The organism is Mesorhizobium sp. M0991, from assembly GCF_040318915.1.
Classification (GTDB): Bacteria; Pseudomonadota; Alphaproteobacteria; order Rhizobiales; family Rhizobiaceae; genus Mesorhizobium.
Genome location: NZ_JAMYNE010000007.1, coordinates 101,776 through 127,861, shown reverse-complemented (window position 1 = coordinate 127,861; position 26,086 = coordinate 101,776). Strand labels below are relative to the sequence as shown.

Annotated in this window: 28 protein-coding genes, 1 tRNA gene and 1 pseudogene; 21 read left to right on the top strand and 9 right to left on the bottom strand. The window is 62.2% G+C overall.

From position 1 onward, the window contains the following. The first annotated feature begins 1 nt into the window (after window position 1). From NKH70_RS13290 to NKH70_RS13265, 6 genes and pseudogenes are all read left to right on the top strand, one after another. On the top strand, window positions 2–868 hold the full coding sequence (locus NKH70_RS13290) for a carbohydrate ABC transporter permease (RefSeq protein WP_023674893.1): 867 nt from the start codon (window positions 2–4) through the stop codon (window positions 866–868). 1 nt (window position 869) lies between these two features. After that, window positions 870–1,784 (top strand): carbohydrate ABC transporter permease, encoded by a 915-nt coding sequence (locus NKH70_RS13285; protein WP_023717772.1) that lies wholly within the window; start codon window positions 870–872, stop codon window positions 1,782–1,784. Between the two features lie 173 nt (window positions 1,785–1,957). Continuing rightward, complete coding sequence (locus NKH70_RS13280; RefSeq protein WP_031193610.1) at window positions 1,958–2,224, top strand: DUF2160 domain-containing protein; 267 nt, start codon at window positions 1,958–1,960, stop codon at window positions 2,222–2,224. A gap of 78 nt (window positions 2,225–2,302) precedes the next feature. Then, a complete protein-coding gene (locus NKH70_RS13275) occupies window positions 2,303–4,030 on the top strand; it encodes an ABC transporter substrate-binding protein (protein WP_352720178.1) in 1,728 nt (575 codons plus the stop codon). Window positions 4,031–4,176: 146 nt separating this feature from the next. Then, the gene (gene glpK / locus NKH70_RS13270) at window positions 4,177–5,670 is read left to right on the top strand and encodes a glycerol kinase GlpK (protein ID WP_352720180.1); all 1,494 of its coding nucleotides are present in this window, start codon (window positions 4,177–4,179) and stop codon (window positions 5,668–5,670) included. Window positions 5,671–5,773: 103 nt separating this feature from the next. Then, a pseudogene (locus tag NKH70_RS13265) lies at window positions 5,774–6,249 on the top strand (DUF6882 domain-containing protein). A gap of 121 nt (window positions 6,250–6,370) precedes the next feature. On the opposite strand, the gene NKH70_RS13260 reads toward NKH70_RS13265, so the two are convergent. After that, window positions 6,371–6,835, bottom strand: a complete 465-nt coding sequence (locus NKH70_RS13260) for a BA14K family protein (RefSeq protein WP_353025402.1) — start codon at window positions 6,833–6,835, stop codon at window positions 6,371–6,373. A gap of 309 nt (window positions 6,836–7,144) precedes the next feature. Here NKH70_RS13260 and NKH70_RS13255 point away from each other — a divergent pair. Next, window positions 7,145–7,220: transfer RNA gene (locus NKH70_RS13255), tRNA-Lys, on the top strand. An 87-nt stretch (window positions 7,221–7,307) separates the two neighbouring features. Here NKH70_RS13255 and NKH70_RS13250 read toward each other — a convergent pair. Genes NKH70_RS13250 through NKH70_RS13230 form a run of 5 tightly spaced genes read right to left on the bottom strand, consistent with a single transcriptional unit; the run spans window position 7,308 to window position 11,764 of the window. Further along, the gene (locus NKH70_RS13250; RefSeq protein WP_352720184.1) at window positions 7,308–7,703 is read right to left on the bottom strand and encodes a hypothetical protein; all 396 of its coding nucleotides are present in this window, start codon (window positions 7,701–7,703) and stop codon (window positions 7,308–7,310) included. A 46-nt stretch (window positions 7,704–7,749) separates the two neighbouring features. Then, window positions 7,750–8,874 carry a DNA-processing protein DprA gene (gene dprA / locus NKH70_RS13245; protein WP_352720186.1) on the bottom strand — a complete coding sequence of 375 codons (1,125 nt, stop codon included), beginning with the start codon at window positions 8,872–8,874 and terminating at the stop codon, window positions 7,750–7,752. Further along, window positions 8,871–9,458 (bottom strand): glycerol-3-phosphate 1-O-acyltransferase PlsY, encoded by a 588-nt coding sequence (gene plsY, locus NKH70_RS13240; protein WP_352720188.1) that lies wholly within the window; start codon window positions 9,456–9,458, stop codon window positions 8,871–8,873. Before plsY ends, dprA begins: the two co-directional genes overlap by 4 nt. Window positions 9,459–9,515: 57 nt before the next feature. Continuing rightward, a complete protein-coding gene (locus NKH70_RS13235; RefSeq protein ID WP_352720190.1) occupies window positions 9,516–10,802 on the bottom strand; it encodes a dihydroorotase in 1,287 nt (428 codons plus the stop codon). Further along, window positions 10,799–11,764 (bottom strand): aspartate carbamoyltransferase catalytic subunit, encoded by a 966-nt coding sequence (locus NKH70_RS13230; RefSeq protein WP_352466452.1) that lies wholly within the window; start codon window positions 11,762–11,764, stop codon window positions 10,799–10,801. Before NKH70_RS13230 ends, NKH70_RS13235 begins: the two co-directional genes overlap by 4 nt. 155 nt (window positions 11,765–11,919) lie before the next feature. On the opposite strand from NKH70_RS13230, the gene NKH70_RS13225 reads away from it, so the two are divergent. The 3 genes from NKH70_RS13225 to NKH70_RS13215 all read left to right on the top strand — a co-directional run bounded on the left by NKH70_RS13225 (window position 11,920) and on the right by NKH70_RS13215 (window position 14,574). Next, a complete protein-coding gene (locus NKH70_RS13225; protein WP_352977163.1) occupies window positions 11,920–13,548 on the top strand; it encodes a DNA alkylation response protein in 1,629 nt (542 codons plus the stop codon). Window positions 13,549–13,708: 160 nt separating this feature from the next. Next, window positions 13,709–14,263, top strand: coding sequence for a hypothetical protein (locus tag NKH70_RS13220; RefSeq protein ID WP_292653483.1), 555 nt, complete (start codon window positions 13,709–13,711; stop codon window positions 14,261–14,263). Continuing rightward, the gene (locus NKH70_RS13215; protein ID WP_352491551.1) at window positions 14,263–14,574 is read left to right on the top strand and encodes a DUF6105 family protein; all 312 of its coding nucleotides are present in this window, start codon (window positions 14,263–14,265) and stop codon (window positions 14,572–14,574) included. Before NKH70_RS13220 ends, NKH70_RS13215 begins: the two co-directional genes overlap by 1 nt. On the opposite strand, the gene ruvX is transcribed toward NKH70_RS13215, so the two are convergent. Continuing rightward, the gene (gene ruvX, locus NKH70_RS13210; protein ID WP_352720195.1) at window positions 14,541–15,026 is read right to left on the bottom strand and encodes a Holliday junction resolvase RuvX; all 486 of its coding nucleotides are present in this window, start codon (window positions 15,024–15,026) and stop codon (window positions 14,541–14,543) included. The two genes, NKH70_RS13215 and ruvX, sit on opposite strands and share 34 nt — an antisense overlap. 116 nt (window positions 15,027–15,142) lie before the next feature. Between ruvX and NKH70_RS13205 the strand changes: the two genes are divergently transcribed. The 6 genes from NKH70_RS13205 (at window position 15,143) to NKH70_RS13180 (ending at window position 19,509) form a co-directional block, all read left to right on the top strand. Further along, window positions 15,143–15,850 carry a metal-dependent hydrolase gene (locus NKH70_RS13205; RefSeq protein ID WP_352720196.1) on the top strand — a complete coding sequence of 236 codons (708 nt, stop codon included), beginning with the start codon at window positions 15,143–15,145 and terminating at the stop codon, window positions 15,848–15,850. Window positions 15,851–15,904: 54 nt separating this feature from the next. Further along, complete coding sequence (locus NKH70_RS13200) at window positions 15,905–16,291, top strand: hypothetical protein (RefSeq protein WP_353025399.1); 387 nt, start codon at window positions 15,905–15,907, stop codon at window positions 16,289–16,291. A 76-nt stretch (window positions 16,292–16,367) separates the two neighbouring features. Beyond that, window positions 16,368–16,655 carry an Asp-tRNA(Asn)/Glu-tRNA(Gln) amidotransferase subunit GatC gene (gene gatC, locus NKH70_RS13195; RefSeq protein ID WP_292653488.1) on the top strand — a complete coding sequence of 96 codons (288 nt, stop codon included), beginning with the start codon at window positions 16,368–16,370 and terminating at the stop codon, window positions 16,653–16,655. A 7-nt stretch (window positions 16,656–16,662) separates the two neighbouring features. Beyond that, on the top strand, window positions 16,663–17,121 hold the full coding sequence (locus tag NKH70_RS13190) for a GNAT family N-acetyltransferase (protein ID WP_352466458.1): 459 nt from the start codon (window positions 16,663–16,665) through the stop codon (window positions 17,119–17,121). Beyond that, window positions 17,121–18,686 (top strand): amidase, encoded by a 1,566-nt coding sequence (locus NKH70_RS13185; RefSeq protein WP_352720200.1) that lies wholly within the window; start codon window positions 17,121–17,123, stop codon window positions 18,684–18,686. The genes NKH70_RS13190 and NKH70_RS13185 overlap by 1 nt, the downstream gene beginning before the upstream one ends. Window positions 18,687–18,714: 28 nt before the next feature. Beyond that, window positions 18,715–19,509: a YdcF family protein gene (locus NKH70_RS13180; protein WP_352977165.1), complete on the top strand. Its 795-nt coding sequence runs from the start codon at window positions 18,715–18,717 to the stop codon at window positions 19,507–19,509. Here the strand turns inward: NKH70_RS13180 and NKH70_RS13175 are convergent. Continuing rightward, complete coding sequence (locus NKH70_RS13175) at window positions 19,458–20,201, bottom strand: DUF599 domain-containing protein (protein ID WP_352720203.1); 744 nt, start codon at window positions 20,199–20,201, stop codon at window positions 19,458–19,460. The genes NKH70_RS13180 and NKH70_RS13175 overlap by 52 nt on opposite strands. A 170-nt stretch (window positions 20,202–20,371) precedes the next feature. Between NKH70_RS13175 and NKH70_RS13170 the strand changes: the two genes are divergently transcribed. The 4 genes from NKH70_RS13170 (at window position 20,372) to NKH70_RS13155 (ending at window position 23,853) form a co-directional block, all read left to right on the top strand. Further along, window positions 20,372–21,775: an L-serine ammonia-lyase gene (locus NKH70_RS13170; RefSeq protein ID WP_352720205.1), complete on the top strand. Its 1,404-nt coding sequence runs from the start codon at window positions 20,372–20,374 to the stop codon at window positions 21,773–21,775. Between the two features lie 85 nt (window positions 21,776–21,860). Next, complete coding sequence (locus tag NKH70_RS13165; protein ID WP_352466463.1) at window positions 21,861–22,298, top strand: DUF1489 family protein; 438 nt, start codon at window positions 21,861–21,863, stop codon at window positions 22,296–22,298. Window positions 22,299–22,423: 125 nt separating this feature from the next. After that, on the top strand, window positions 22,424–23,155 hold the full coding sequence (locus NKH70_RS13160) for a vWA domain-containing protein (RefSeq protein WP_352720207.1): 732 nt from the start codon (window positions 22,424–22,426) through the stop codon (window positions 23,153–23,155). After that, the gene (locus NKH70_RS13155) at window positions 23,155–23,853 is read left to right on the top strand and encodes a DnaJ domain-containing protein (RefSeq protein ID WP_353025396.1); all 699 of its coding nucleotides are present in this window, start codon (window positions 23,155–23,157) and stop codon (window positions 23,851–23,853) included. The genes NKH70_RS13160 and NKH70_RS13155 overlap by 1 nt, the downstream gene beginning before the upstream one ends. Before the next feature lie 48 nt (window positions 23,854–23,901). On the opposite strand, the gene NKH70_RS13150 is transcribed toward NKH70_RS13155, so the two are convergent. Further along, window positions 23,902–25,290: an SPOR domain-containing protein gene (locus NKH70_RS13150; RefSeq protein ID WP_352720211.1), complete on the bottom strand. Its 1,389-nt coding sequence runs from the start codon at window positions 25,288–25,290 to the stop codon at window positions 23,902–23,904. Between the two features lie 300 nt (window positions 25,291–25,590). Between NKH70_RS13150 and NKH70_RS13145 the strand changes: the two genes are divergently transcribed. Further along, complete coding sequence (locus tag NKH70_RS13145; RefSeq protein WP_023674920.1) at window positions 25,591–25,920, top strand: phasin family protein; 330 nt, start codon at window positions 25,591–25,593, stop codon at window positions 25,918–25,920. Window positions 25,921–26,086: the final 166 nt, after the last annotated feature.

Sequence of the window (26,086 nt, the reverse complement as noted above, 5' to 3'; positions counted from 1 at the left end):
AGTGGAAAAGACCTGGAACAACAGAGCCTGGTTCCTGGTGCTGCCGGTGCTGCTGCTGGTGGCGTTCTCGGCGGTCATACCGCTGATGACGGTTGTCAATTATTCGGTGCAGGACACTTTCGGCAACAACGTCTTCTTCTGGGCCGGCACCGAGTGGTTCGAGGAACTGCTTTCCTCCAGCCGCTTCTGGCAGGCGATGATCCGCAACCTTGTCTTCTCCTTCATCATCCTGGCGATCGAAGTGCCGCTCGGCATCTTCATTGCGCTCAATATGCCGAAGAAGGGTTGGGGCGTGCCGGTTTGCCTTGTTTTGATGGCGTTGCCGCTGCTGATCCCATGGAACGTCGTCGGCACCATCTGGCAGGTGTTCGGGCGCAACGACATTGGCCTGCTCGGCTATTACGTCAACGCGCTCGGCATCGACTATAATTATGTGCAAGACCCTTATGACGCCTGGGTCACGGTCATCATCATGGACGTCTGGCATTGGACCAGCCTCGTCGTTCTGCTCTGCTATGCCGGCCTGGTCTCGATCCCGGATGCCTTTTATCAGGCGGCCAAGATCGACGGTGCCTCGCGCTGGGCGGTGTTCCGTTACATCCAGTTGCCGAAGATGAACCGCGTGCTGCTGATTGCCGTGCTGCTGCGCTTTATGGATAGCTTCATGATCTACACGGAACCGTTCGTGGTGACCGGCGGCGGACCCGGCAACTCGACGACCTTTCTTTCGATCGATCTCGTCAAGACGGCGCTCGGCCAGTTCGACCTCGGCCCGGCGGCGGCGATGTCGCTGGTCTACTTCCTTATCGTCCTGTTGTTGTCATGGGTGTTCTACACCGTGATGACCAATTACGACGCGGAGCGCTGAGATGAGCCGCGCTGACGAAAGAGCCGACAGAGTGAGCGAGACGACAGCTTCGCAAGGATTGGCCAGCACGCTGCGGCAGGACGAGATCGCACGGCTCATGCGCCGTCGCGGCGAGGAGTCGCGTTGGTGGTGGATCGTGCCGACGCTCTACATCATCGTTCTGCTTTTGCCGATCTACTGGCTCATCAATATGAGCTTCAAGACCAATGGCGAGATCGTCTCGTCGCTGACGCTCTACCCGCACGCACCGACATTAGCGAATTACCGCACCATCTTCACCGACGCGTCCTGGTATTCGGGCTACATCAACTCGATCACCTATGTGGTTATGAACATGGTGATTTCGGTGGCCGCAGCACTGCCTGCTGCCTACGCCTTTTCGCGCTATCGCTTCCTCGGCGACAAACATCTGTTCTTCTGGCTGCTGACCAACCGCATGGCGCCGCCGGCGGTGTTCGCGCTGCCATTCTTCCAGCTTTATTCGGCCTTCGGCCTTATCGACACCCATATCGCAGTGGCTCTGGCGCATTGCCTGTTCAACGTGCCGCTGGCGGTGTGGATCCTCGAAGGCTTCATGTCGGGCGTGCCGAAGGAGATCGATGAGACCGCCTATATCGACGGCTATTCGTTCCCGCGCTTCTTCATAAAGATCTTCATGCCGCTGATTGCGAGCGGCATCGGCGTGGCGTGCTTCTTCTGCTTCATGTTCTCGTGGGTCGAGCTGCTGATCGCCCGCACGCTGACGACCACGGACGCCAAGCCGATCGCCGCGACCATGACCCGCACCGTTTCGGCCGCCGGCATGGATTGGGGGCTGCTCGCCGCAGCCGGCGTGCTGACGCTGATCCCGGGCGCGCTCGTCATCTGGTTTGTGCGCAACTACATCGCCAAGGGCTTTGCCCTGGGGAGGGTATGATGGAGCAGGTCGACAGAAGCCCATGGTGGTGGGCCGTGCTGTTTCTCGCCCTGATCGTTGTGGCCTGGGTGGCACTTCAAATCGATTTCGTGGCAATAACCGTAGGTTTCAGCGATCCGGCAAATATCCGCCTGTGGGGATTTAACCTCTCGTCCAACCTCGATTTTTCGTGGATGGCCTGGACGTGGCCGACCGCGGCCTTCTTTGGAACCATCTTTCTGCTGCTTTGCGGCATGGCGGTGTGGGAATACGTCTCGCCGGGCGGCAATCCGCGCGTCGGCGTGCTGCGCTTCGAAACGACGCGCGGCGACCGCTTGTTCCTGTCGCTGCTTGGCAGTGCCTTTATCCATCTCGCTTGGCTGGGTCTAGTCGGACCCAATCTGTGGTGGGCTCTCGCTCTCTCCGTGGTCTACGCCGTTGGCGTGTTCCGCTACGTATAGAGGGGGAAACTGTTGGAACGGCGGCGTGCCGGCCGCCGATCCAGATCGCACTTTGAACTTTAACAGTGGAGGAAATACATGCGACGGCAATTCTTGACATCAACAACTGCGCTTGTCCTGTTGCTCGGGGCAAGCAACGCCTATGCCGGAATGGACGAGGCCAAGGCCTTCCTGGACAAGGAAATCGGCGACCTCTCGACGCTCGACCGCGCCGGCCAGGAAGCCGAAATGCAATGGTTCATCGATGCCGCGAAACCTTTCGCCGGCATGGATATCAAGGTGGTTTCCGAAACCATCGCCACCCATCAGTATGAATCGCAGGTGCTGGCGCCGGCCTTTACAGCCATCACCGGCATCAAGGTTACGCACGACGTCACCCAGGAAGGCGACGTTGTCGAGAAGATCCAGACCCAGATGCAGACCGGCCAGAACCTCTATGACGGCTGGGTCAACGATTCCGATCTGATCGGCACGCACTGGCGCTACCAGCAGGTGCGCAACCTGACCGACTGGATGGCAGGCGACGGCAAGGATGTCACCAACCCGAATCTCGACCTGAAGGATTTCATCGGCACCTCGTTCACCACCGCGCCCGACAAGAAACTCTACCAGCTTCCCGACCAGCAGTTCGCGAACCTCTACTGGTTCCGTTACGACTGGTTCAACGACGAGAAGAACAAGGCGGACTTCAAGGCCAAATACGGCTACGACCTCGGCGTGCCGGTGAATTGGTCGGCCTATGAGGACATTGCAGCGTTCTTCACCGGGCGTGAGATCGACGGCAAGAAGGTCTACGGCCATATGGACTATGGCAAGAAGGACCCGTCGCTCGGCTGGCGGTTCACCGACGCCTGGCTGTCGATGGCCGGCAATGGCGACAAGGGCATTCCGAACGGTCTGCCCGTCGACGAATGGGGCATCAAGGTCGACGAGAATTCGCGTCCGGTCGGTTCCTGCACGGCGCGCGGCGGCGACACCAATGGTCCGGCTTCCGTCTACTCCATCCAGAAGTATCTCGATTGGCTGAAGGCCTATGCACCGGCGGAAGCCCAAGGCATGACCTTCTCCGAATCGGGGCCAGTTCCGGCGCAGGGCGCGGTTGCCCAGCAGATCTTCTGGTACACCGCCTTCACCGCCAGCATGGTCGACGCCAGCGCCAAGGCCGTGCTGAACGACGACGGCACGCCGAAGTGGCGCATGGCGCCGTCGCCGCATGGCGTCTACTGGAAGGACGGCATGAAGCTCGGCTATCAGGACGTCGGTTCCTGGACGCTGATGAAGTCGACGCCGACCGACCGCGCCAAGGCCGCCTGGCTCTACGCGCAGTTCGTCACCTCGAAGACGGTCGACGTGAAGAAGAGCCATGTCGGCCTGACCTTCATCCGCGAGAGCACGATCCACGACAAGAGCTTCACCGAACGTGCGCCAAAGCTCGGCGGCTTGATCGAATTCTACCGCTCGCCGGCGCGCGTCCAGTGGTCGCCGACCGGCACCAACGTGCCGGACTATCCGAAGCTGGCACAGCTCTGGTGGCAGGCGATCGGCGATGCTTCGTCGGGCGCCAAGAGCGCGCAGGAAGCGATGGACTCGCTCTGCGCCGAGCAGGAAAAGGTGATGAGCCGCATCGAAAAGTCGGGCGTCCAGGGCGATATTGGCCCGAAGATGGCCGAAGAGCATGACCTCGCCTACTGGAATGCGGACGCGGTCAAGAAGGGCAATCTCGCTCCTCAGCTCAAGATCGAGAACGAGAAGGAAAAGCCGGTCACCATCAACTACGACGAGCTGGTGAAGAGCTGGCAGCAATAGGACCGTTTGATGCGGGCGTCCGCGCCCGCATCGCCATGCTCAGGGGAGGCGGCATGTTGCCGTCTCCCCTGTTTGCGTGAACGGCTCGGCGCCATCTGGCGTCGAGACACCGTAGCACCTTTGAATTCGCTTCGACGGGAGAGAGAATGACCGGATACATCCTTGCAATCGACCAGGGAACGACATCGAGCCGGGCGATCCTGTTCGACGACAAGATGAAGGTCGTCGGCAGCGGGCAAAAGGAATTCACCCAATATTATCCGGCCTCCGGCTGGGTCGAGCACGATCCCGAGGAGATATGGGCAAGCGTCGTGGAAACGGTGAAGGCCGCGCTGAAGACAGCCGGCCGCAACGCAGCGGAAGTCGCCGCGATCGGCATCACCAACCAGCGCGAAACGGTCGTCATCTGGGACAAGGAGACCGGCAAGCCGATCCACAATGCGATTGTCTGGCAGGATCGTCGTACCGCGCCGCTATGCCAGAAACTGAAGAAGCTAGGGCTGGAGAAGAAATTCACGAATAAGACCGGCCTGCTGCTCGATCCCTATTTCTCCGGCACCAAGATCGCCTGGATGCTGGACAAAGTGAAGGGCGCCAGAAAACGCGCCGAGAAAGGCGAACTGCTGGCCGGCACCATCGACAGTTTTCTGATTTGGCGCCTGACTGGCGGCAAGGTCCACGCCACTGACGCCACCAATGCCTCGCGCACACTGGTCTACAACATCGAACAAAACGCCTGGGACGACGAGCTGCTGGCCATTCTCGGCATACCTGCAAGAATGCTGCCGCAGGTGAAAGATTGTGCCGATGATTTTGGAATCACCGACAAAAGCCTGTTTGGCGCAGAGATCAGAATTCTCGGTGTGGCCGGCGACCAGCATGCGGCGGCGATCGGCCAGGCCTGTTTCGAGCCGGGCATGATGAAATCGACCTACGGCACCGGTTGCTTCGCGCTGCTCAACACCGGCAGCGATCTGGTGCGTTCGAAGAACCGGCTTTTGACCACCATCGCCTATAGGCTGAACGGCAAGACCACCTATGCGCTGGAGGGCTCGATCTTTATCGCCGGCGCCGCCGTGCAATGGCTGCGCGACGGCATCAAGGTGATCGGCAAGGCCGAGCAGAGCGGCAAATTGGCGGCGGAAGCCGATCCGACGCAGAACGTCTATCTGGTGCCGGCTTTCGTCGGGCTCGGCGCACCGCACTGGGATGCCGAGGCGCGCGGTGCCATCTTCGGGCTGACCCGCAATTCGGGGCCGGCGGAATTTGCCCGCGCGGCACTGGAATCCGTAGCGTTCCAAACGCGCGATCTGCTTGACGCCATGCGCAAGGACTGGAAGGGCGCCTCGGCCAAGACTGTGCTCAGGGTCGATGGCGGCATGGTGGCGTCGGACTGGACTATGCAGCGGCTGGCCGACATTCTCGATGCGCCGGTCGACCGGCCGACAATTCTCGAGACGACCGCGCTTGGTGCGGCATGGCTGGCCGGCTCGAAGGCCGGTGTCTGGCCGAGGGCCCGGGAATTCGCTAGGAGTTGGGCGCTCGAGCGCCGCTTCAACCCAGACATGGATGCTTCGACACGTGCCGCCAAGCTGGCAGGTTGGCGCCACGCTGTGCGCAGGACGCTAAGCATGCAATAAGCAAGTGGCCGCCGAATTCCCAACCTTGTTTAATCAGGCGGGGCTGGTGGTTGCTCGGATGTGTGGGGCGACTCCGAGAGCGGGTCAGGCAGGGTGAGGGTCCATGAAACACCCAGATTGGTATCCTGCTTGGCGCCAAGAAGCCATCGAGCAACTGAGCGCTAAGAATAGAGGCTTGCAAGATGATTTCGGCGTCGGCAGTTGGCCTCGTTATGATTACGCCCTAAAGACTGGAAAGCTTCTTTTCTCAGATCAAGGTGTCGTCAAGGTCGTCGCCGAAATCCAGGTTGCAGGCTCCACAAGCGGCAAAGGTGGCAATTGGCTTTGGGCCTGGGGAAATTCAACCTGCCTGGCGACGTAGTTACCGATGCCCAGCGAGTTCGATCCTTCGGGGAGAAGAACGGCATTGATGAACTGACTCAGCTTTTTGTGACAGATGATAATGACCTGACCGTGCTTGGGTGGGAACTGGCGGCCGTAATGGCTCGAATTTGCAACGCCCGTGGGGTCTATCGTTCTCCTCGTGGCGAAGGGGCAAGCCTCTATCCGACCATCAAGAGCATCAGCCGGGCAAACTGATCTTGATGTCTGCCTGCCGAACGTTCGAGACGCAGTGACTATGGCGGAAATATCAGTGCTTCCTCGCCCAGCAATAACCCGTGCCGTTTCGGGCACGGGCTTGCAGCCTCTAAGCTAGGACTCAGTAAGGCGACCGGCACTGCCGGCGCGGACCGTAGTTGGGCTGGTAAGTGTTGTCAGAAGCGCGATAGCTCCGATAACGGTCATAGCACCACTGCACGTGGGCATCGCCACGATAGACACGATTCTGGCTGTTGACGATGGCGCCCGTAATCAGCGCTCCTGTGGCGAAGGCGGCCAGCGGGAACCAGTAGTCACCGTGACGGCGATAGCCGCGACGATATTCGCGATAGCCGCGATGGCCACGCCAATACATGCCGTCCTCACGCGCAAAACTGCGCCGCGAGAAATCGCGGTTGAAACTCCGGTGCCTCCGCCACGGCTCGTACTGGACGGTCTGGACATTCGAGGTGAGCCGCTGGGCAGGGGGCGCATAGCTGGGCTGAGCGTTGACTGGCACGATCTCCGCGGCAGCGAATGAGATCGAAAGGGTGGTAGCCAGCAGGCCCGACATGATCCTATTCATGATCTTCTCCTTGAAACGCGTGTCCCTTGTCGCGGAAAAACGGGCAGGCTGCGCAAATTGTTCCGCTAAAAATCCCAAGTTGCTGATCTGCAAAGGTTCTCCCGATTCGCTGCTTGTGCTTGTCCCGCAAAGCGCGAGCTTCGGCCTTGCGCGAGAGGGAGGCAGTTCCGTCAACGCCGAAGCGCACCGCACGGCATGCATGACACGGCAGGAAAGTCCGGTTTGGGAGCCGTCTTTTTCCGGTTGACCGGCAGAGGCACTCTCCCTATGTTCCGCGCAATTTCGAGGGCGGCCTTTCTGAGCCCGCGGGAGCGCGTAGCTCAGCCGGTAGAGCAACTGACTTTTAATCAGTAGGTCATGGGTTCGAATCCCATCGCGCTCACCATCAATAAAATTGTACGGCCGGAAACATGGGTAACAGTTTGCACCTAAGACATGGGTGACAACCTCGTGCCGAACGCATGCGGTGGCCTTAGCCACCCGCGCCATCGTCCATCATCGTGCCGGTGAGCGCCTCATAGGCTCTGCTGCACAGTTGTGAATGCGGACAATCCTTCACGATAAGCACTGGCACCACGGTGAGAACCGCTGCGGCAAGGATTTGCAGGCAAAGACCGACGGCGCTTACCTTGCTGTCGAACATGCCGGCCAGGAAAAAGTAGAGACCCTGGGCCATGCAGGCTGCCGTCAGAATGCCCAGAAGCGTGCTGGTCGCTCTTGCGAAGGGCGTTATGTAGCCGTCAGGAAAACCCAGCATGCCGAGATCGGCGGACCATTGCAGCGCCAGCATGACGCTCAGCACTGACCAGACGAGGGCCGTCGTACGAGTGAACAGCGTCTGCTTTGGTTTATTGCTCGGATCGGCCATCGGGGTCACGTCGGAATTGCTTGCCGGGACATGCGCAAGCTCTCGGTCAGATCAGTGAGACGTTGCCGCCGGCATGGCGTTCGAGCCGTCCGGCGAGGTCGAGCTCCAACAGCACCATGAACACTTGAGCGGGATGCAGGCCGGTGTGGCGGATGATCTCGTCGACTGCTACCGGCGTCGGGCCGAGCGCCTCGACGACGCGGTCGCGGTCGTCCTCGCGCGGCGGCGGCGTTGCCGAAAAGTCGGGCGGCTCTTCGAGCGGCGATGTCCTTGGCGTCCAGGCGCCGACCAGCGGCGCGATCGCGCTGGTGATATCGGCGGCCTCGGTGACAAGGGTGGCGCCGTCCTTGAGCAGGCCATTGGTGCCGGCGGCGCGCGGATCGAGCGGCGAACCGGGAACGGCGAAAACCAGCCGGCCCATCTCGCCGGCGAGGCGGGCGCTGATCAGCGAGCCGGAGCGCTGCGCCGCCTCGACCACCACCAATCCCAATGCAGCACCGGCGACGAGCCGGTTGCGGCGGGGAAAATCCTGTGCGCGCGGCTGCCAGCCAAACGGCATTTCGGAAATGATGGCGCCGCCACGCTCGGCGATCTCGTCGCACAGGCCGGCATTTTCGGGCGGGTAGGGCAAATCGAGGCCGCCGGCGAGCACGCCGATCGTCCCGGTCGAAAGGCTGCCCTGGTGCGCGGCCGTATCAACGCCGCGCGCCAGGCCGGAGACAATGCCATAGCCGTCGCGGCCGAGATCCGCCGCCAGCATCCGCGCCATCTTGATGCCGGCCAGCGATGCGTTGCGAGCGCCGACGATGGCGACCGCTGGCAAGCGGAACACCGCACTGTTGCCCCTGACCGCGAGCAGCGGCGGCGGATGATCCATGCTCTTCATCAGCGGCGGATAGTCCGCCTCGCCGATGCCGACAAAGCGGGCGCCCGCACGCCTGGCTGCCTCCAGCTCCGCCTCGGCCTCGGCAATGGACGGAATGCGGGCGATTTTTTTGGCGCCACCCGAAATCATCAGCTCCGGCAGCATCGATAACGCTGCTTCGGCCGAACCGAACCGGTTGATCAGGTCGCGAAAGGAAGCCGGGCCGACATTCGGCGTACGGATCAGACGAAGCCAACTCAGCCGCTGCCGGTCGCTGAGGCGCGGCCCGGAATTGGGCTCGCTCACTCCTTGGCCCCGATCTTACCCTCGGTGCCGGCAAGCAGCCGCGCAATGTTGGCGCGGTGCTTTACGATGACGATGAGGCTCATCGCCGCGAAAAGCCCGGCAATCTGCGGCGTGCTCAGGAGATACAGGGCCACGGGCACGACGACCGCTGCCGTCAGTGCCGCAAGCGAGGAGAAGCGGAACAGGAAGGCCACCGCCAGCCAGACGACGGCGAAGATCAGCGCCACCTGCCAGGCAAGGGCGATCAGCACGCCAAGGTACGTGGCGACACCCTTGCCGCCCTTGAAGCCGAGCCAGACCGGAAAGAGATGGCCTAAAAACGCGCCGAAGCCGGCCCAAAGTCCGAGCTCGGGCGCAAAGCGGCCTGCGATCAACACCGCCGCGGTGCCCTTCAGCGCATCGAGCAGCAGCGTGGCCGCGGCCAAGCCCTTGTTGCCGGTGCGCAGCACATTGGTGGCGCCGATGTTGCCGGAGCCGATGTTGCGCACGTCGCCGAGGCCGGCGGCACGGGTGATCAGCAGGCCAAACGGGATCGAGCCGAGAAGATAGCCGAACACCAATGCCAAGACGGGACTGTAAACCATTGTTCCCCCGAACTTTCCTTGGCCGAGCGGATTTGAAGACGTGACGGCCGCTCCGTCCTACGCCGAAAACACTGTGCGGCCCGCCACCATCGTTTGCAAGACCTTGCCTTGCAGCCGCGCGCCTTCGAAACAGGTGTTTTTCGAGCGCGAGCGGATGCCGCTCTCGCTGACGACCCATGGCTCGTCCAGATCGACGAGCGCAAGATCGGCCAATGCCCCCGGTTTCAGCGTGCCGCCGGGCAGGCCGAACAATCTTGCCGGCGCGGTCGACAGTGTCTCGACCAGCCGGAGCAGCGTCGCGTCGCCATTGTGATAGAGCCGCAGCGCTGCGCCCAGCAGCGTTTCCAGCCCGATGGCGCCGGCCGCGGCATCGGCAAAGGGCAGGCGCTTGGTGTCGACGTCTTGCGGGTCGTGGGAGGAGACGATGAGGTCGATGGTGCCGTCCTTGATCGCTTCGATCATCGCCAGCCGATCTTCTTCAGCGCGCAGCGGCGGCGTCAGCCGGAAGAAGGTGCGGTACTCGCCGACATCGTTCTCGTTGAGCGACAAATTGTGGATCGACACGCCTGATGTGACGTTGGCGCCATCGGCTTTCGCGCGTGCTACCGCGTTTGCCGCCATAGCCGTCGAAATCTTGGCAGCGTGATAGGCGCCGCCGGTCAGCCGAGCCAACGCGAGATCGCGGTCCAGGGGAATCGATTCGGCTTCGCGCGGAATGCCGGCAAGGCCAAGCCAGCTTGCGTAAAGGCCTTCGTTCATGACGCCGGCCGAGGCGAGATCGGCGTCCTGGGTTTCATGCGCGATGACGCCGCCGAAATCGCGCGCATAGGTCAGCGCGCGGCGCATCACCAGCGCGCTGGCAATAGAATGGCGGCCGTCGGTGAAGGCGACCGCGCCGGCCTCGCGCAGCAGGCCGAATTCGGTCATCTCGCGGCCTTCCAGCCCCTTGGTGATCGCTGCCGCCGGAAAGATGTTGACGATTGCAGTGTCCTTGGCGGTGCGCAGCACGAACTCGACCAATGCGACATTGTCGATCACCGGGTCGGTATCGGGCATCATGACGACTGAGGTGACGCCGCCGGCCGCCGCAGCGATGCTCGCCGAAGCAATGGTCTCGCGGTGTTCGCCGCCCGGTTCGCCGATGAAGACACGCGCATCGATCAATCCGGGGATGATAGTCTTGCCGGCGCAGTCGATGATCGTGGCGCCTTCGGGCGCGCCCTGGTTCAAGGCCGCCTTGCCGGCCGCAACGATTTTGCGGCCTTCGACCATGACGGTACCGACCTCATCAATGCCGCGCGACGGGTCGACGATGCGGGCTCGGCTGAAGACCGCTATGCTCATGCGCCGCGGCCCTCGTGGTTTCGACGGGGATCGAGCAGTGCTTCCATCACCGCCATACGTACGGCGACGCCCATCTCAACCTGTTCCTGGATGACGCTTTGCGGGCCGTCGGCGATCTCGGAGGCGATCTCGACGCCGCGGTTCATCGGGCCTGGATGCATGACCAGCGCGCCGTCCTTGGCTGCTTTCAGCTTCTCGGCGTCGAGGCCGAAATAGTGGAAATATTCGCGCACCGACGGTACGAAAGCGCCTTCCATGCGTTCGCGCTGCAGGCGCAGCATCATCACCACGTCGGCGTCCTTCAGACCCTCGGCCATCGAGCGGGTGACGATGACGCCCATCTTCTCGATGCCGGCGGGCAAAAGCGTCGAAGGGGCGACGACCCTGACCTGGGTACCAAGCGCGTTGAGCAGGATGATGTTGGAGCGCGCCACGCGCGAATGCAGGATGTCGCCGCAGATCGCCACGATCAGCTTTGACAGCGGACCCTTGGCGCGGCGGATGGTCAGTGCGTCGAGCAGCGCCTGGGTAGGGTGCTCATGGGCGCCGTCGCCGGCATTGACCACCGAGCAGCCGACTTTTTGGGCAAGAAGTGCTGCCGCACCGGCCGATTGATGGCGGATGATCAATATGTCGGGACGCATGGCGTTCAGCGTCATCGCCGTATCGATCAGCGTTTCGCCCTTTTTCACCGAAGAGCTCGCTACGGACATGTTCATGACGTCGGCGCCGAGCCGTTTGCCGGCCAGCTCGAACGACGATTGCGTCCGGGTCGAGGCTTCGTAGAAGAGATTGATCTGAGTGCGGCCGCGCAGCGTCGATGTCTTCTTGTCCGACTGCCGCGAGATGGCAACGGCCCGGTCCGCCCGGTCGAGCAGTAGCTCGATATCGGCGGGGGAAAGATCGCGGATGCCCAGAAGATGGCGGTGGGGATAAAGTGGCAGGGACGATGCGTCGGTCATCTCAAGTCGCTGCTATAGGGGGGAGGCCTCGCGGCTGCAAGCACCGGCTTGGGATTGGATTGGTTCTCCCCGGTATTTTCGTCGCGCGCCGCTGGCCATAGGCTATAAACCGCCTTGGCTTTGGATTCGCAGCCTTCAGGTGATAAGGACGAAGCGTGACTGACGACGTGACCAACCAGCCGCCGCCGCTGGCCGGCGGCAACGCCTGGCGGGGCGATCCGTTGCTGATCCAGCTTGCCGAGCGCTTTTCCGATCCGGTCCGCAAGGACCTCGACGGGCTTGGTCGTTTCGTTCTGACCCATGAGGCGCAGGAACTGGCCCGTCTTGCCAATGTCGAGACGCCGAAGCTCAGGACCCATGATCGCCAGGGCCGGCGCATCGACCAGGTCGAGTTCCATCCCGCCTATCACGCGCTGATGCGCCGCTCTGTTGCCAACGGGCTGCATTCGTCGGTCTGGGAGAATGGCGACGCCGAGATCGGCCGTCGCCACCAGGTGCGTGCCGCGCGCTTTTATCTCACGGCTGAGCTCGAGACCGGGCATCTCTGCCCGATCACCATGACCAGCGCTTCGCTGGCAGCGCTGATGGCCAGCCCGAAGCTGTTTCGCGAATGGGCGCCTCGGGTGACGACGCGGAAATACGATCAAAGCCAAAAGCCTCCGGTCGAAAAAGCCGGGCTGACGCTCGGCATGGGCATGACCGAGAAGCAAGGCGGCACCGATGTCCGTGCCAACGTCACCAAGGCCGAGCGCGCCGGCAGCGGGTTTTATCGCCTGACCGGCCACAAATGGTTCATGTCGGCGCCGATGTCGGATGCCTTCCTGGTGCTCGGACAGGTGCCGGAGGGACTGTCGTGCTTTCTCGTGCCCCGCTTGCTCGGCGACGGATCCGGCAACGGCTTCCGTTTTCAACGGCTGAAGGACAAGCTCGGCAATCGATCCAATGCCTCGTCGGAGGTGGAATTCGTCAATGCCATCGGCGAGATGGTCGGCGAGCCCGGCGCCGGCGTGAAGACGATCATGGACATGGTGACCCTGACGCGGCTCGACTGTGCCGTCGCCTCGTCGGCGATCATGCGGGCCGGACTGGCCGAGGCTGTCCACCACACGCGCCACCGCAAGGTGTTTGGAACCAATCTGATCGAGCAGCCGCTGATGCAGCGTGTGCTGGCCGATATGGCGCTGGACGTTGCCGCCGCTACCGCGCTGTCGTTCCGGCTGGCGCGCTCCTTCGACGAGGCGGCCGGCGACCGCGGCGAGGCGGCCTTCGCCCGCGCCATGACGCCGGTCGTCAAATACTGGGTCTGCAAGATCGCGCCGCCGCTGCTCTATGAAGCAATGGAGTGCCTCGGCGGCAACGGCTATGTCGAAGAGGGGCCGCTCGCCCGCTACTATCGCGAAGCTCCGGTCAACGCGATCTGGGAAGGTTCAGGCAACGTCATGGCGCTTGACGTGCTACGTGTGCTGGGGCGTGCACCCGGCCTGTTCGATGACGTGCTGTCCGGCATCGACCGCGATCTCGGTGCAGGCGGACGCGGCACCGTCGGCGTGCTCAAGGCGGCAATGCAGGTCGCGGCTACCGACGAGGGCTCGGCGCGGCTGTTGACCGAGCAATTGGCATTGTCGGCGGCGGCGGCAGAGCTTCGCAGGCTGGGGGCAGGGCGGATCGCCGACGCCTTCGTCGAAACGCGCCTCGCCGGCCAGTGGCGCAATACCTATGGCATGATCGATTCGCGCCATGATGCGCGCATGATCATCGATACGCTCTACCCGCCGATCAACTAAGTGCCGTCGCCCAATTCGCTGCCGCTCTCGCGCCCCCTGTGGATGGCCGTTAACCTTAACGAATGGTTTCCATTGCGGCGACCGGTGGCAAAGCCCAGTGTTATGGTTAAGGCAAGGATTGTTCAGCTTGAGCGGCTTTGCCCTGCGAAGCAGGAGCGTCATGCGGCATATTCTGAGCTCTTTTCTGGCATTGCATTGGGCGGCCGTTTTCGCCCTGCTGGCGTTCATCTGCATAGACGGAAATCGAGGCGTCGCGACGGCCCTTGGCGTGCTCGGCGTTCCCGTCCAGAACACTCGATTTGCCGATCTCGAAAACGCTGTCGTCGTGGCGCCGCTCGCCGTGGCACTGCTTGTCGTCGCGGTGCTGTTCTGCTGGGCCTTTGTTGAAGCACTGACCAGCGACGCGACCAACCCGGACCCCGCCGACAGCGTCGTGCGGATCGCCTTCATCTCCGCCTTGGGCGTGCTGTCGCTGATAGTCATCGGCGGCGCCGCGCAAGGCATTAATGGGCTGTTCATGGTTGTCGCGGTGCAATTGGCGGCACTTCTGGCGTCCTATGTCGCGATGCTCGCCGAGCGGCGGTCGGCCGTTGCCGCGGCAGTTCCAGGAACCGGCGAAATCCGAGCGGCCGCCCATGTCATGGCCAAGGCAGCGGCGCATAATTCCTCGCTTGCCCGCATTTCCGGCCGGCTGGATTCGAGGGATGACCGCTAATGCGCACCTTGTTCGCGCTGTGGGCGGCTCCGCTCCTCTTATTTTGGGGCTGGTTCTTTCTGTCGCTCAACGACATCAATTTCGGCTATGTCATGCTGAGCCGCCAATTGCACGATCTCGTCTTCCAGCTCTATGGACAGATGCTGGGCGTTGATCCCGCGCTCATTCCGGGCATGGTGGCGAAAGCTTGCGTATTCGACGGGCTGCTGCTGATGGCGTTCTGGGCATTTCGCCGCCGCAAGGCAATTGGCGGCTGGATCACGGCGATGCGCAACCGCTATTTCGACCAGGCATCGACGCCGAGCGCCTGAAGGCGGTCGAGAACGCCCTGCAGGATAAAAGCGGCCGCCGCCGAATCGATCTTGCCGGCGCGCTTCTTGCGGGAAAAATCCATCTCGATCAGCGTCCGCTCGACCGCCACCGTCGACAGCCTTTCGTCCCAAAAGACGAACGGCAGATCGGTCAATCCAGCCATATTGCGCACGAAAGCGCGGGATTTTTGGGCGCGCGGGCCTTCCGAGCCGTCCATGTTGATGGGGAGGCCGATCACCGCGGCGCCGGCATTTTCCTTCTGTAGCAGAGCGAGCAGCACTGCGGCATCGAGCGAGAATTTCCTGCGCATGATGACAGGGCGCGGGTGCGCGAAGGACAAGCCGCGGTCGGAAACCGCCACGCCGATCGTCTTGTCGCCGAGGTCGAGACCGGCCAGGGTTTTGCCGCCGCCTAGCCGGGCCGGCAACTCCTCGATGGTGATGATGCCCAACGGCTTTTCCTTTGACCGCGACGCCGCACGTCCTATACGCGCAAAGCGTGCGTGGCACTTTAATTTCGCCGTCGGCGTTCTATCCTCTACCGAAACAAAAATCGAGGAAAGCATTGATGAGACTGACCTGGTACGGACATTCGGCATTCCGAATCGAAATCGAAGGCGCGAAAATCCTGATCGACCCCTATCTAGTCGGCAACCCGTCGTGGACGGGCGGCTGGGAAGGGCCGGCCGAAGGGATCACGCATGTCTTGCTTACCCATGGCCACAGCGACCACATCAGCGGCGCCATCGAAGTGCTCAAGAAAAGCGGCGCGATGCTGGTCGCCAATTTCGAGATTTGCATGTACCTGGTCGGCAAGGGCGTCGGTGACAAGCAGATCAATCCCGGCAATATCGGTGGTACGGTCGATTGCGGCGGCTTCACCACCACCTTCGTTCAGGCCCTGCACTCATCGTCCTTTCCGGGCGAGGGCGGCCAGAATACCTATCTCGGCAATCCGGGCGGGCTCGTCCTGCACTTCCCCGAGGACAAGACGCTTTATCATATGGGCGACACCGACATCTTTTCCGACATGGCGCTGATCAACGAGTTGCATGAACCGAAGATCGGCATCGTGCCGATCGGCGACCGCTTCACCATGGGTGGGGCGGTGGCAGCCCTTGCCTGCCTGCGTTTCTTCAAGTTCGAGACGGTCGTTCCCGCTCACTTCGGCACGTTTCCGATGATCGACCAGACCGCCGACAAATTCGTGGCCGGGCTGGACGGATCGGGCGTGAAAGTGGCGTTGCCGAAGATCGGCAAGACGATTACGCTGTAAAGAAAGCCGATCCGGAACGATACGATGCGCTTGAGAAATTCTCTTTGCATTTCCATGCTGGTTGCCGCGTCGCCGGCGCTGGCGGCGGAGGATTTCATCGAGGGCATCTATCTGCAATCGGAGGATCTCTGCGCGCAGGCCAAAAAGGATACGCTGCAGACGGTGATCGAGGGCGGCAATATCGTGCTGTCTGCAAATGGCCTGGAAAGCATCGAATATAACTGTGAGTTCCTGCAGATCACCAAAGCGACTCGCTCGCCAAGCTGGGCGGTGACCGCCATATGCCAGGAACCGGGCTACGTCTTTCCCGATGTTCTCTCACTGACACAGATGAGCCCGAAGCAGATCGACCTGGTATCGGTTCGGCCTGCCGCCGACGAAGGCGAGCAGAGCGGCAACGGCGGCAGTTATTTCCTCTGCGACGGCGTCGCGATGCCATAGGGCAGTTGTCGGCACGATGCATGTTGCGCGGCACGCGCCGCGCCGCTATAGCGCTGGTTTTCCCCGAGGCACAAACATGTCCGTTGATATAAAAACCGTGAAGCGCGTCGCGCATCTTGCCCGTATTGCGGTGAGCGAGGAGGATGCAGAGCGCATGACCGGCGAATTGAACGCCATTTTGGGCTTTGTCGAGCAATTGAACGAGGTCGATGTTTCCGGCGTCGAGCCGATGACCTCGGTCACGCCGATGGCAATGAAAAAGCGCCAGGACGGCGTCACTGACGGCGGCAAGGCAGCCGACATCGTCGCCAACGCGCCGGCGACCGAAGAGAATTTCTTCCTTGTGCCGAAGGTCGTGGAGTAGCTGGCCGATGGCAATCGAGATCGCCGCGGAGACGCCGCTGCAGGACGATGTGCGTGGGCTGGTCGAGGAGCTCAACGCCACATTGCTGGAGCTGACGCCGCCGGAGCATTGCTACCATTTGACGGTCGAGCAGATGGCGGACGGCGACACGACCGTCTTCATCGCCCGCGATAACGGTCTTGCCATCGGTTGCGGCGCACTGAAGCGCCACGATACTGTCGTCGGCGAGGTCAAGCGCATGTATACGCGACCTTCGCATCGCGGCCGCAAGATCGGCGCGAAGATTGTCGAGCGAATCGAGGCGCTGGCGCGCCAAGAAGGGCTTAAGCGTCTGGTGCTGGAGACGGGGGACCGTCATCCCGCCGCCTGGACCGTCTACGAACGCGCCGGTTTTTCTCGCTGCCGTCCGGTGCTGAATTATCCCGATTCCGAGTGGTCGGTGTTTTACGAAAAGAGCCTTGCCTGATGAGCGATCTGACCCAGCTGACGATTTCGCAGGCCCGCGCCAAATTGCGCTCCAGGGAGATCACTGCCACCGAAATCACCGAGGCTTATCTATCGGCGATCGAGCGAGCCAATCCGGCGCTCAACGCCTATGTCGTGGTCACCGACGACAAGGCGCGGGACATGGCCAAGTCCTCCGACGCGAAACTAGCCAAGGGCGAGGGCGGGCCGCTTGAGGGTATCCCGCTCGGCATCAAGGATCTGTTCGGCACCGAAGGCGTCCACACCCAGGCCTGCAGCCATGTGCTAGACGGCTTCAAGCCGCGCTACGAATCGACTGTCACCGCCAATCTGTGGGCGGATGGCGCCGTCATGCTCGGCAAGCTCAACATGGACGAGTTCGCCATGGGCTCGTCCAACGAGACCTCGTATTACGGGCCCGTCATCAACCCGTGGCGGCGTTCGCGCCTCGACACGGTGGTGATGCCGACGACGCATCAGGGCGAGGGCGGCTTCGTTTCGGCCGGCGGCACCAGGACCGCGCGCACGTTGGACAATGCCCAATTGGTGCCGGGCGGTTCGTCCGGTGGCTCGGCATCAGCCGTCTCGGCTTTCCTGTGCGCCGGCGCCACCGCCACCGATACCGGCGGCTCGATCCGCCAGCCCGCTGCCCTCACCGGCACGGTCGGCATCAAGCCGACCTATGGCCGCTGCTCGCGCTGGGGCATCGTCGCCTTCGCCTCGTCGCTCGACCAGGCCGGGCCGATCGCGCGCGACGTCCGCGACGCCGCGATCCTGCTGAAGTCGATGGCTTCGGTCGACCCGAAGGACACGACCTCCGTCGACCTGCCGGTGCCGGATTACGAGGCGGCGATCGGCCGCCCGATCAGGGGCATGAAGGTCGGCATCCCCAAGGAATACCGTGTCGACGGCATGCCCGCGGAGATCGAGGCGCTGTGGCAGAAAGGCATTGCCTGGCTGAGGGATGCCGGCGCCGAGATCGTCGATATCTCGCTGCCGCACACGAAATACGCGCTGCCGGCCTATTACATTGTGGCGCCCGCCGAAGCTTCGTCCAACCTCGCCCGTTACGACGGCGTCCGCTATGGGTTGCGCGTGCCCGGCAAGGACATTGTCGAAATGTATGAAAAGACCCGCGCCGCCGGCTTCGGGCGCGAGGTCAAGCGCCGTATCATGATCGGCACCTATGTGCTTTCCGCCGGCTATTACGATGCCTACTATCTGCAGGCGCAGAAGGTTCGAACCCTGATCAAACGTGACTTCGAAAATGTGTTTGCCGCAGGCGTCGACGTCATTCTGACGCCGGCAACGCCGTCCGCCGCCTTTGGCATCGCCGACGAGGACATGGCAGCCGACCCGGTCAAAATGTATCTCAACGACATCTTTACGGTGACGGTGAACATGGCCGGCCTGCCCGGCATAGCGGTTCCGGCTGGGCTCGACGCCAAGGGGCTGCCGCTCGGCCTGCAGCTAATCGGCCGGCCCTTCGACGAGGAAACGCTGTTCCAGACAGCCCACGTAATCGAACAGGCGGCCGGCACATTTCAGCCGGAAAAATGGTGGTAGGATCGTTTCTCATCTGAGGGGGTGAGGGATGTTCTTCTATGTCTCCAAGATTCTCTGGTTCTTCGTCCAGCCGTTGAATCTCACGATCTTCCTGCTGCTGGCGGGGCTGGTCGCGGCGATGTTCGGTCGGCGGCGATTGGCGACCGCCGGCAGCGCTCTTGCCTTCCTCATTCTGGCGGTTTCGACATGGAGCCCGCTCGGCCCCATGATGCTCAATCGGCTGGAGGAACGCTTCCCCAGGCCGCCGCTGCCGGAAAAGGTTGACGGTATCGTGGTACTTGGCGGCAGTCTGGATGGCGCCGTCAATCTGGTGCGTGGTGGCTATGAAATGAACTCCAGCGGCGACCGGATGGTCGAGGCGGCCGTGCTGGCGCGGCGGTTTCCGACAGCGAAAGTCGTTATCTCCGGTGGCAGCATCGAAACGTTCCGCGGCGGCGAAGGCGATGCAGATACCGCGCCGCGTCTTTTTGCCGCTTTCGGCGTCGCGGCCGATCGGCTGATCCTCGAGAACAAATCCCGCAACACCTACGAGAATGCTGTCTTTACCAAGGAACTGGTGACGCCGAAACCGGGCGAGACCTGGTTGCTGGTGACCTCGGCCTTCCACATGCCACGCGCCAAGGCGCTGTTCGACAAAGCCGGCTTTTCGACCGTTCCGTGGCCAGTCGACTATCGCACCTCCGGTAGGGAAGGCATCACCACGTTCCCCTATCCCGGCGACTGGCTGGAGGTCACCACTGTTGCGATCCGCGAATGGATAGGGCTCATCGCCTATTGGCTGTCGGGCCGCATCGATCGGCCTTTTCCCGGGCCGGGCGGCTGACCGAGCACCGCCTGCCGCGCCGCCGAGAAAAATTGGCGGCGCACCAGTACCGCCAGTAGCAGCAGCGTCGATAGCACGAAAACGGTGGGATCGACGAACCAGCCGAGATAACCAATCGAGAAGAACACGCCGCGCAGGCCCGAATTGAAATGCTTCCCGGCCAGCATGTTCATGCGCGCGGCACGCCAGACTGCCGTTTCGGTGACCGGATTGCGCGACGCCTCGCCATGCGGAATCGGCACGGCGCCGATCAGGATCGAGCAATAATTGAATAGCCGGTAAGCCCAGCCGAACTTGAAGAAGGAAAAGGCCAGGATCAGCACCAGCCCGAACACCTTCGTCTGGAAGGCCGCGCGTGAGGACGTGGCGCCAAACGGCAGGTCGCTCAGCACGGTCAGAACCTGATCGGAGGCGCCGAGCAGGGCAAAACAGCCGCCGATGGCAATCAGCGAACTGGAGGCAAAGAAGGCGGTTCCCTGTTGCAGGCCGCTCATGATGGCGGTGTCGACGATGCGGATCTCGCGTTCGGCCATGGTCCGCATCCAGGCCTCACGCTGCACGTTCATCGCCCTCGTCAGCGACATGCGGCTGACCAGCATTCCGTCGGCGGCGAGCGTATGCAGCACCCACGCGGCAAGGAAGAACCCCAGCGCCGCAAGGTCGGCCATCGATAGATGAAAGGAATCGCTCATGCGTTGCTTTTACCACAGGCCGAGGGGACGCTTCGATGGTCGAAGCTGGAATGTCGCTGCCGGAGCAAACAAGGTCGGCAGGCGCAGCGCCGCGATCTTCAAAACAGCGGAAAACATCATGGCAGTTCCTATATGTAGACCTCAACAGGGTCCCAGGAGAAAACGCCCACGTGTTCCTTTCGGTTTTCGACCTGTTCAAGATCGGCATCGGCCCATCGAGTTCGCACACGATGGGGCCGATGACGGCTGCGCGGCGGTTTCTCGATGAGATTGCGGGAGACGACTGGCCGCGCCCGGCCGGCGCCAAGGTCGACCGCATCGCGGCCAGCCTGCATGGCTCGCTCGCCTACACCGGCATCGGCCATGGCTCCGATCGTGCCGTGGTGCTCGGCCTCGCCGGCCAGACGCCGCAGATGGTGGATCCCGACCAGGCGGACGGCATCGTCGCTCGCATCGCCGCCGAGAAGCGGATTTCGCCGCCTGGCCATCCGTCCTATCGTTTCGACCCGGGAACGGATCTTGTGCTGGATCGCAAGACGCCGCTGCCGGGTCACGCCAATGGCATGGCCTTCTCTGCCTATGATGCCGGCGACCGGTTGCTGCTGAGGCGGGTCTACTATTCGATCGGCGGCGGCTTCGTAGTGTCCGAGGAAGAACTGCAGCGGCTGAAGGCAAGGGGCTCGGCGACAACAGAGGGCAAGAAGGTTCCGTATCCGTTCAAGAATGCCGTCGAAATGCTGTCCCTGGCAGCGAGAAGCGGGCTTTCCATTGCCGAGATGAAGCGCGTCAACGAGGAGACGCAGATGTCGCGCGAGGAGCTCGACGCCGGTCTCGACGGCATCTGGAGCGCCATGAAGGGGTGCATCGAGCGCGGCCTGTCGCAAGACGGCATCATGCCGGGCGGACTGAAGGTGCGCCGTCGTGCCCGGATGCTGCACGACAAGCTGCAAGAGCAATGGCAGCAGAACCGGCCCAACCCGCTGCTCGCCAATGACTGGCTGTCGATCTATGCGATGGCGGTCAACGAGGAGAACGCTGCCGGCGGCCGTGTCGTCACCGCGCCAACGAATGGGGCGGCCGGCACTCTGCCCGCGGTGCTGCGCTACTGGCTGCATTTCCATCCCGAAGCCGACCAGCCCAGCATCCGCGATTTCCTGCTGACGGCGGCGGCGGTGGGCGGCATCATCAAAACCAATGCTTCGATCTCGGGGGCGGAAGTCGGTTGCCAGGGCGAGGTCGGTTCGGCTTCGGCAATGGCTGCGGCGGGACTGTGCGCCGTCATGGGCGGCACACCCGAGCAGGTCGAGAACGCCGCCGAAATCGCGCTGGAACATCATCTCGGCATGACCTGCGATCCGGTCGGCGGCCTGGTGCAGGTGCCGTGCATCGAGCGCAACGCGCTTGGCGCCGTCAAGGCGGTGACCGCCGCTTCGCTGGCCATCAAGGGCGATGGCGTTCATTTCGTGCCGCTCGATGCCGCGATCGAGACGATGCGCCAGACCGGCCTCGACATGAACGAAAAGTACAAGGAAACCAGCCTTGGCGGATTGGCCGTCAATGTCGTGGAGTGCTGAGCGCCAATCTGGCGGCCTGGACCACCACTGTGGAGAAGTCGATCAGGCCGTTGACGCGTTCGCGTGCTGGACTAAACCTTAAACGATGTCTCTCAATCTCATAAAGCTTTGCGTCGGCTGTGACAGCGTCGAGGATCTGGAAGAGTGGATTGCCTTCCGTCTCGACGAGCGGCGCCGCGCCGGCGAACCGGCCGAGCACTACCACACCACCCGCATGGTGCCGACACGCGGCGCCGAGATTACCGACGGCGGCTCGCTCTACTGGGTGATCAAGGGCAATGTTCAATGCCGCCAGCTGATCACCGAAATCCGGCCCTTTACCGATGACGAGGGTATCGGCCGTTGCCATCTGATCCTCGATCCCGAGGTCGTGCGCACCGACTGGCAACCGCGCCGTGCATTCCAGGGGTGGCGCTACCTGAAGCCGGCGGACGCGCCGGCCGATCTCGGCAAGGGCAAAGCCGGGCTGATCGAGATGCCGCCGAAGCTCAGGCGTGAGCTTGCCGATCTCGGCCTGCTCTGACGCCGAGAACCGCGACGCCAAGACCACCAGGCGAAGCGCTTGTCCGCAGTTGCCATCATCACCGGTCCTCCAGGTCGCCTCATCTGGGCTTGCAAGCCGGGGAACAACGCCACATCTTGAATGTCATGAGCGACAAGAAGCAGCCCGTGCCTGCAAAGGCAAATCCTGCGCCGGTCGAGTCTCAATCGAGCACCGGCGAGATCGACGCGTTTCTCCGTCAGGCAAGAACGCTCGCTGCATCCGCCACCGGTTCAGGCAGGCTGATCCTGTCCCTCGACGCGACGATGAGCCGCCAGCCGACCTGGGATCTCGCCTGTGCGCTGCAGGCCGAGATGTTCGACGCCGTCGGCAAGACCGGGGCGCTCAAGGTTCAACTTGTCTATTTTCGCGGCCTTGGCGAGTGCCGCTCCTCCGCATTCGTCCCCGATACCGAAGCTCTGAAGCAGTTGATGACGCGGATCGAATGCCGCAGCGGCCATACCCAAATCGGCAAGGTGCTCGCCCATGCGCTGAAACAGACGGCGGCGGCCAAGGTCAACGCGCTGGTCTATATCGGCGACGCGATGGAAGAAAACATAGATGATCTGGCCGAAAAGGCCGGCAGCCTCGGTCTGCACGGCGTTCCTGTCTTCGTCTTTCAGGAGGGCCATGATGCCGCCGCGGAAAAGGCGTTCAAGGAAATTGCGCGGCTGTCGAAAGGGGCCTGGTTCCGGTTCGATCGGCGGGCTGCCGCAACCTTGGCCGGCCTGCTTTCGTCCGTCGCCGTGTTTGCGACCGGCGGCCTGAAAGCACTGGAGGCCCGGGGCAGGCCGGAGGACCGGCTGATGATCGAGCATCTGAGGGGCGGCGGAAACTGATGGGCGCAATTATCGCTTTTGTAGCATTGCTTCTGGTGTTTCTCGGCACGGTCACTGTCTTCCTGCGCGCCGATCCGGCCAAGCTTGCAGGCGGCATGACGACGCTTGGACCTGTGCTGCTCGGGCTGATTGGCGTCGCCGTGCTGCTGGTCGGGCGCGAGGGTATCGGCGGCTTGATCCTGTCGGCTGCGCTCGCCTGGTACGGCTCCATGCGCATGAATCGGCCGGCAGCAAAACTGGCACCAGGCAAGCGTTCGACAGTTCGTACAGCGGCGCTTGAGATGGAACTCGATCACGATACCGGCGGCCTCGAAGGCCTCGTGCTGGCTGGGCGCCATGAAGGCAAGATGCTTGGCTCGATGGGGCTTGCCGAATTGCAGCAACTCTATCGCGAACTCTCCGGCGATCCGGAGAGCCGCCAATTGCTAGAGACGTATCTTGACGGCAGATTTCCCATCTGGCGCAAAGACGCTGATGCGAATGGTGGCGAAGGGCTGGGTGTTGCGCCAGGTTCTGGCGCCATGACTAAGGAGGAGGCCTACAAGATCCTTGGTCTTGAAGCGGGGGCTGCCGCGGCGGATGTCCGCAAGGCGCACCGCCGCCTGATGCAGCGCCTGCACCCCGATATCGGTGGCACGTCTTTCCTGGCGGCGCGGATCAATGAAGCCAAGGACGTCTTGCTCTCCAATCACAACTAGTCTCCTTCGACGCAGAACTTTCGGGAAAGATATCGTTTCGCGCGCCGCTTACTGCTGGACGGCGTAGCACTCGATCTTCTTCTTTTTCAAAGCGTTGCAGGCCTTCCAGGCAGCGGTCTTCGAACCGAAACCACCGAACCGGGCGCGGTAGTAGGTGACACCGTCCTTGTCGAAGGCGACGGTGAAACCGGAGGCATCGGCCAGAACGGAGGGCGCCTGCTTCGTCGCCTTGTCGAGGAAAGCCTTCGCTTCGGCCTGATTTGGCGAAGAGGCGACCTGTATTGCCCAGCCGGATGGCACTGACGCCGTGCTGACCGGATCGACCTCTGCCGCCGGTTCGGCATAGGCTGCGGCGACCCGGGCTGTCGCCACGTCGTCCACCGTCGACACAGCCGTCGTCTTGACCCTCTTGGCCTGAACGACCGGAGTGGTTTCTTCAACGACGGGCGCATTTTCCTCGACAAGGGAGGCAACGGCATCGTCGTCCGGCTTACTGTCCGGTGTCGGCGCGTCATGCTTCGGTAGAAGCACCTTGGCCAAGGCTGAAATCGGATTGCCGCCACCAGCCTTGGCAATCAGCACGCCGCCGCCGCGCGACGACGCCTTCGGCATGTAGGCATTGATCAACCCGGCCATCTGGCTGTCGCGGCTGCCGCCGGACCTGCCGCCCATGACCACCGCTACGATGCGCCGATCGCCATCCGAGACCGAGGAGACCAGATTGTAACCGGAGGCGCGGGTGTAACCGGTCTTGATGCCGTCGACGCCCTTGATACGTCCGAGCAGACGGTTGTGGCCGTTGATACGCTGCCGCCCATAAAGAAAGGAGCGTTGCGAGAAATAGCCGTAATATTGCGGAAAATGCTCTCTCAGGGCGATGCCGAGCATCGCCATGTCGCGCGCGGTCGTGAACTGGCCGGGATCAGGCAAGCCGTTGGCGTTGCGGAAAACGGTTCCCCTCATGCCCAGCGCCCGCGCCTTGGCGGTCATCATGCGGGCGAAATTGGCTTCATTGCCGCCGAGCATCTCGCCAAGCGCCGTTGCGGAATCGTTTGCCGATTTGGTCACCATCGACAGGATCGCGGTCTCGACCGTGACCGAGCCGCCCCGCTTGACGCCGAGCTTCGTCGGCGGTTCGGCAGCGGCATTGGCCGAGAACACGACCGGGGAATTCTCGCTGATCCTGCCCTTCGCCAATGCCTCGAACGTCAGATAGAGCGTCATCATCTTAGTAAGCGACGCCGGATAGCGCCGGCCATCGGCGTCCGACGAATAAAGCACCTTGCCGGTCTTGGCATCGATGACGATGGCCGCCGACTTGGCCGCCATGGATGAAGCCGCGTCCGCGACGACGAAGCTCATCGCCATAGCGAGGATCATGATCGTTTGGAGGGAGCCCGCGGATTTGGAAACGAAGCCCGACAACGCCTTACGCACTGATAGTTCCTTTGAATTTCCGTTGCCTTGGAGGCGGCAAAGGGTCCTGCCTCACCTCCGGCCACGCTAACGCGCGCAGCGTTACCAATCCGTTTATGGTAACCGCCGCGTTCACCGTTTTCTGCGGGATTGAGCTTCTCTTTATTCGAATCTTAGCGATTGCCGGCAGCTCACGATGCGCATTGCCGCGGAAATCTTGACTTTTTGTGCACTGCACAATATATTTACACGCATTGCACAACGCGGCCCGGACAAGGCGCGTCCATCGTCCAAAGGCAACCGTTCAAGGGAATGCGTGAAATGACCCAGACCTATGAAGATTTCAGCAAATACGGCAAGGAATTTGCCGACACCGGATTGAAGAGCTTTGCATCGCTGTCCAAGGGTGCGCAGGCTATCGCCGCCGAGGCGGGCGAGTACACCAAGAAAAGCTTCGAAGCCGGTAGCGCCGCTGTCGAGAAGCTCTTTTCCGCCAAGTCGCTGGACAAGGCGATCGAGATCCAGTCCGACTATGCCAAGCAGTCCTATGAGAGCTTCGTCACCGAGGCCACCAAGCTTGGCGATCTCTATGCCGAACTCGCCAAGGAAGCCTACAAGCCGTTCGAATCGATCGTCGCCAAGGCGAAGTAAATTCGACGAACGTTCCGAGCCGACCCTGGGCTCGCAAAGACAGACCCGGTCGCAAACGCGCGGCCGGGTTTTTTCATGCCAGCTCGAAATCGGGGCCTGCGGTCTTCACGATTTGAAAAATCGGTCAAGTTTGGCCACCTAGCCATATTGTCAGCTAAACAGAAGG

Coding starts and splice junctions, on each gene's coding strand:
- NKH70_RS13285 (WP_023717772.1), top strand. CDS start 870: ATGAGCCGCGCTGACGAAAGAGCCGACAGAGTGAGCGAGACGACAGCT.
- NKH70_RS13280 (WP_031193610.1), top strand. CDS start 1,958: ATGGCCTGGACGTGGCCGACCGCGGCCTTCTTTGGAACCATCTTTCTG.
- NKH70_RS13275 (WP_352720178.1), top strand. CDS start 2,303: ATGCGACGGCAATTCTTGACATCAACAACTGCGCTTGTCCTGTTGCTC.
- glpK (WP_352720180.1), top strand. CDS start 4,177: ATGACCGGATACATCCTTGCAATCGACCAGGGAACGACATCGAGCCGG.
- NKH70_RS13260 (WP_353025402.1), bottom strand. CDS start 6,835: ATGAATAGGATCATGTCGGGCCTGCTGGCTACCACCCTTTCGATCTCA.
- NKH70_RS13250 (WP_352720184.1), bottom strand. CDS start 7,703: ATGGCCGATCCGAGCAATAAACCAAAGCAGACGCTGTTCACTCGTACG.
- plsY (WP_352720188.1), bottom strand. CDS start 9,458: ATGGTTTACAGTCCCGTCTTGGCATTGGTGTTCGGCTATCTTCTCGGC.
- NKH70_RS13235 (WP_352720190.1), bottom strand. CDS start 10,802: ATGAGCATAGCGGTCTTCAGCCGAGCCCGCATCGTCGACCCGTCGCGC.
- NKH70_RS13230 (WP_352466452.1), bottom strand. CDS start 11,764: ATGACCGACGCATCGTCCCTGCCACTTTATCCCCACCGCCATCTTCTG.
- NKH70_RS13220 (WP_292653483.1), top strand. CDS start 13,709: ATGCGGCATATTCTGAGCTCTTTTCTGGCATTGCATTGGGCGGCCGTT.
- NKH70_RS13215 (WP_352491551.1), top strand. CDS start 14,263: ATGCGCACCTTGTTCGCGCTGTGGGCGGCTCCGCTCCTCTTATTTTGG.
- NKH70_RS13205 (WP_352720196.1), top strand. CDS start 15,143: ATGAGACTGACCTGGTACGGACATTCGGCATTCCGAATCGAAATCGAA.
- NKH70_RS13200 (WP_353025399.1), top strand. CDS start 15,905: ATGCTGGTTGCCGCGTCGCCGGCGCTGGCGGCGGAGGATTTCATCGAG.
- gatC (WP_292653488.1), top strand. CDS start 16,368: ATGTCCGTTGATATAAAAACCGTGAAGCGCGTCGCGCATCTTGCCCGT.
- NKH70_RS13190 (WP_352466458.1), top strand. CDS start 16,663: ATGGCAATCGAGATCGCCGCGGAGACGCCGCTGCAGGACGATGTGCGT.
- NKH70_RS13185 (WP_352720200.1), top strand. CDS start 17,121: ATGAGCGATCTGACCCAGCTGACGATTTCGCAGGCCCGCGCCAAATTG.
- NKH70_RS13180 (WP_352977165.1), top strand. CDS start 18,715: ATGTTCTTCTATGTCTCCAAGATTCTCTGGTTCTTCGTCCAGCCGTTG.
- NKH70_RS13175 (WP_352720203.1), bottom strand. CDS start 20,201: ATGAGCGATTCCTTTCATCTATCGATGGCCGACCTTGCGGCGCTGGGG.
- NKH70_RS13165 (WP_352466463.1), top strand. CDS start 21,861: ATGTCTCTCAATCTCATAAAGCTTTGCGTCGGCTGTGACAGCGTCGAG.
- NKH70_RS13160 (WP_352720207.1), top strand. CDS start 22,424: ATGAGCGACAAGAAGCAGCCCGTGCCTGCAAAGGCAAATCCTGCGCCG.
- NKH70_RS13155 (WP_353025396.1), top strand. CDS start 23,155: ATGGGCGCAATTATCGCTTTTGTAGCATTGCTTCTGGTGTTTCTCGGC.
- NKH70_RS13145 (WP_023674920.1), top strand. CDS start 25,591: ATGACCCAGACCTATGAAGATTTCAGCAAATACGGCAAGGAATTTGCC.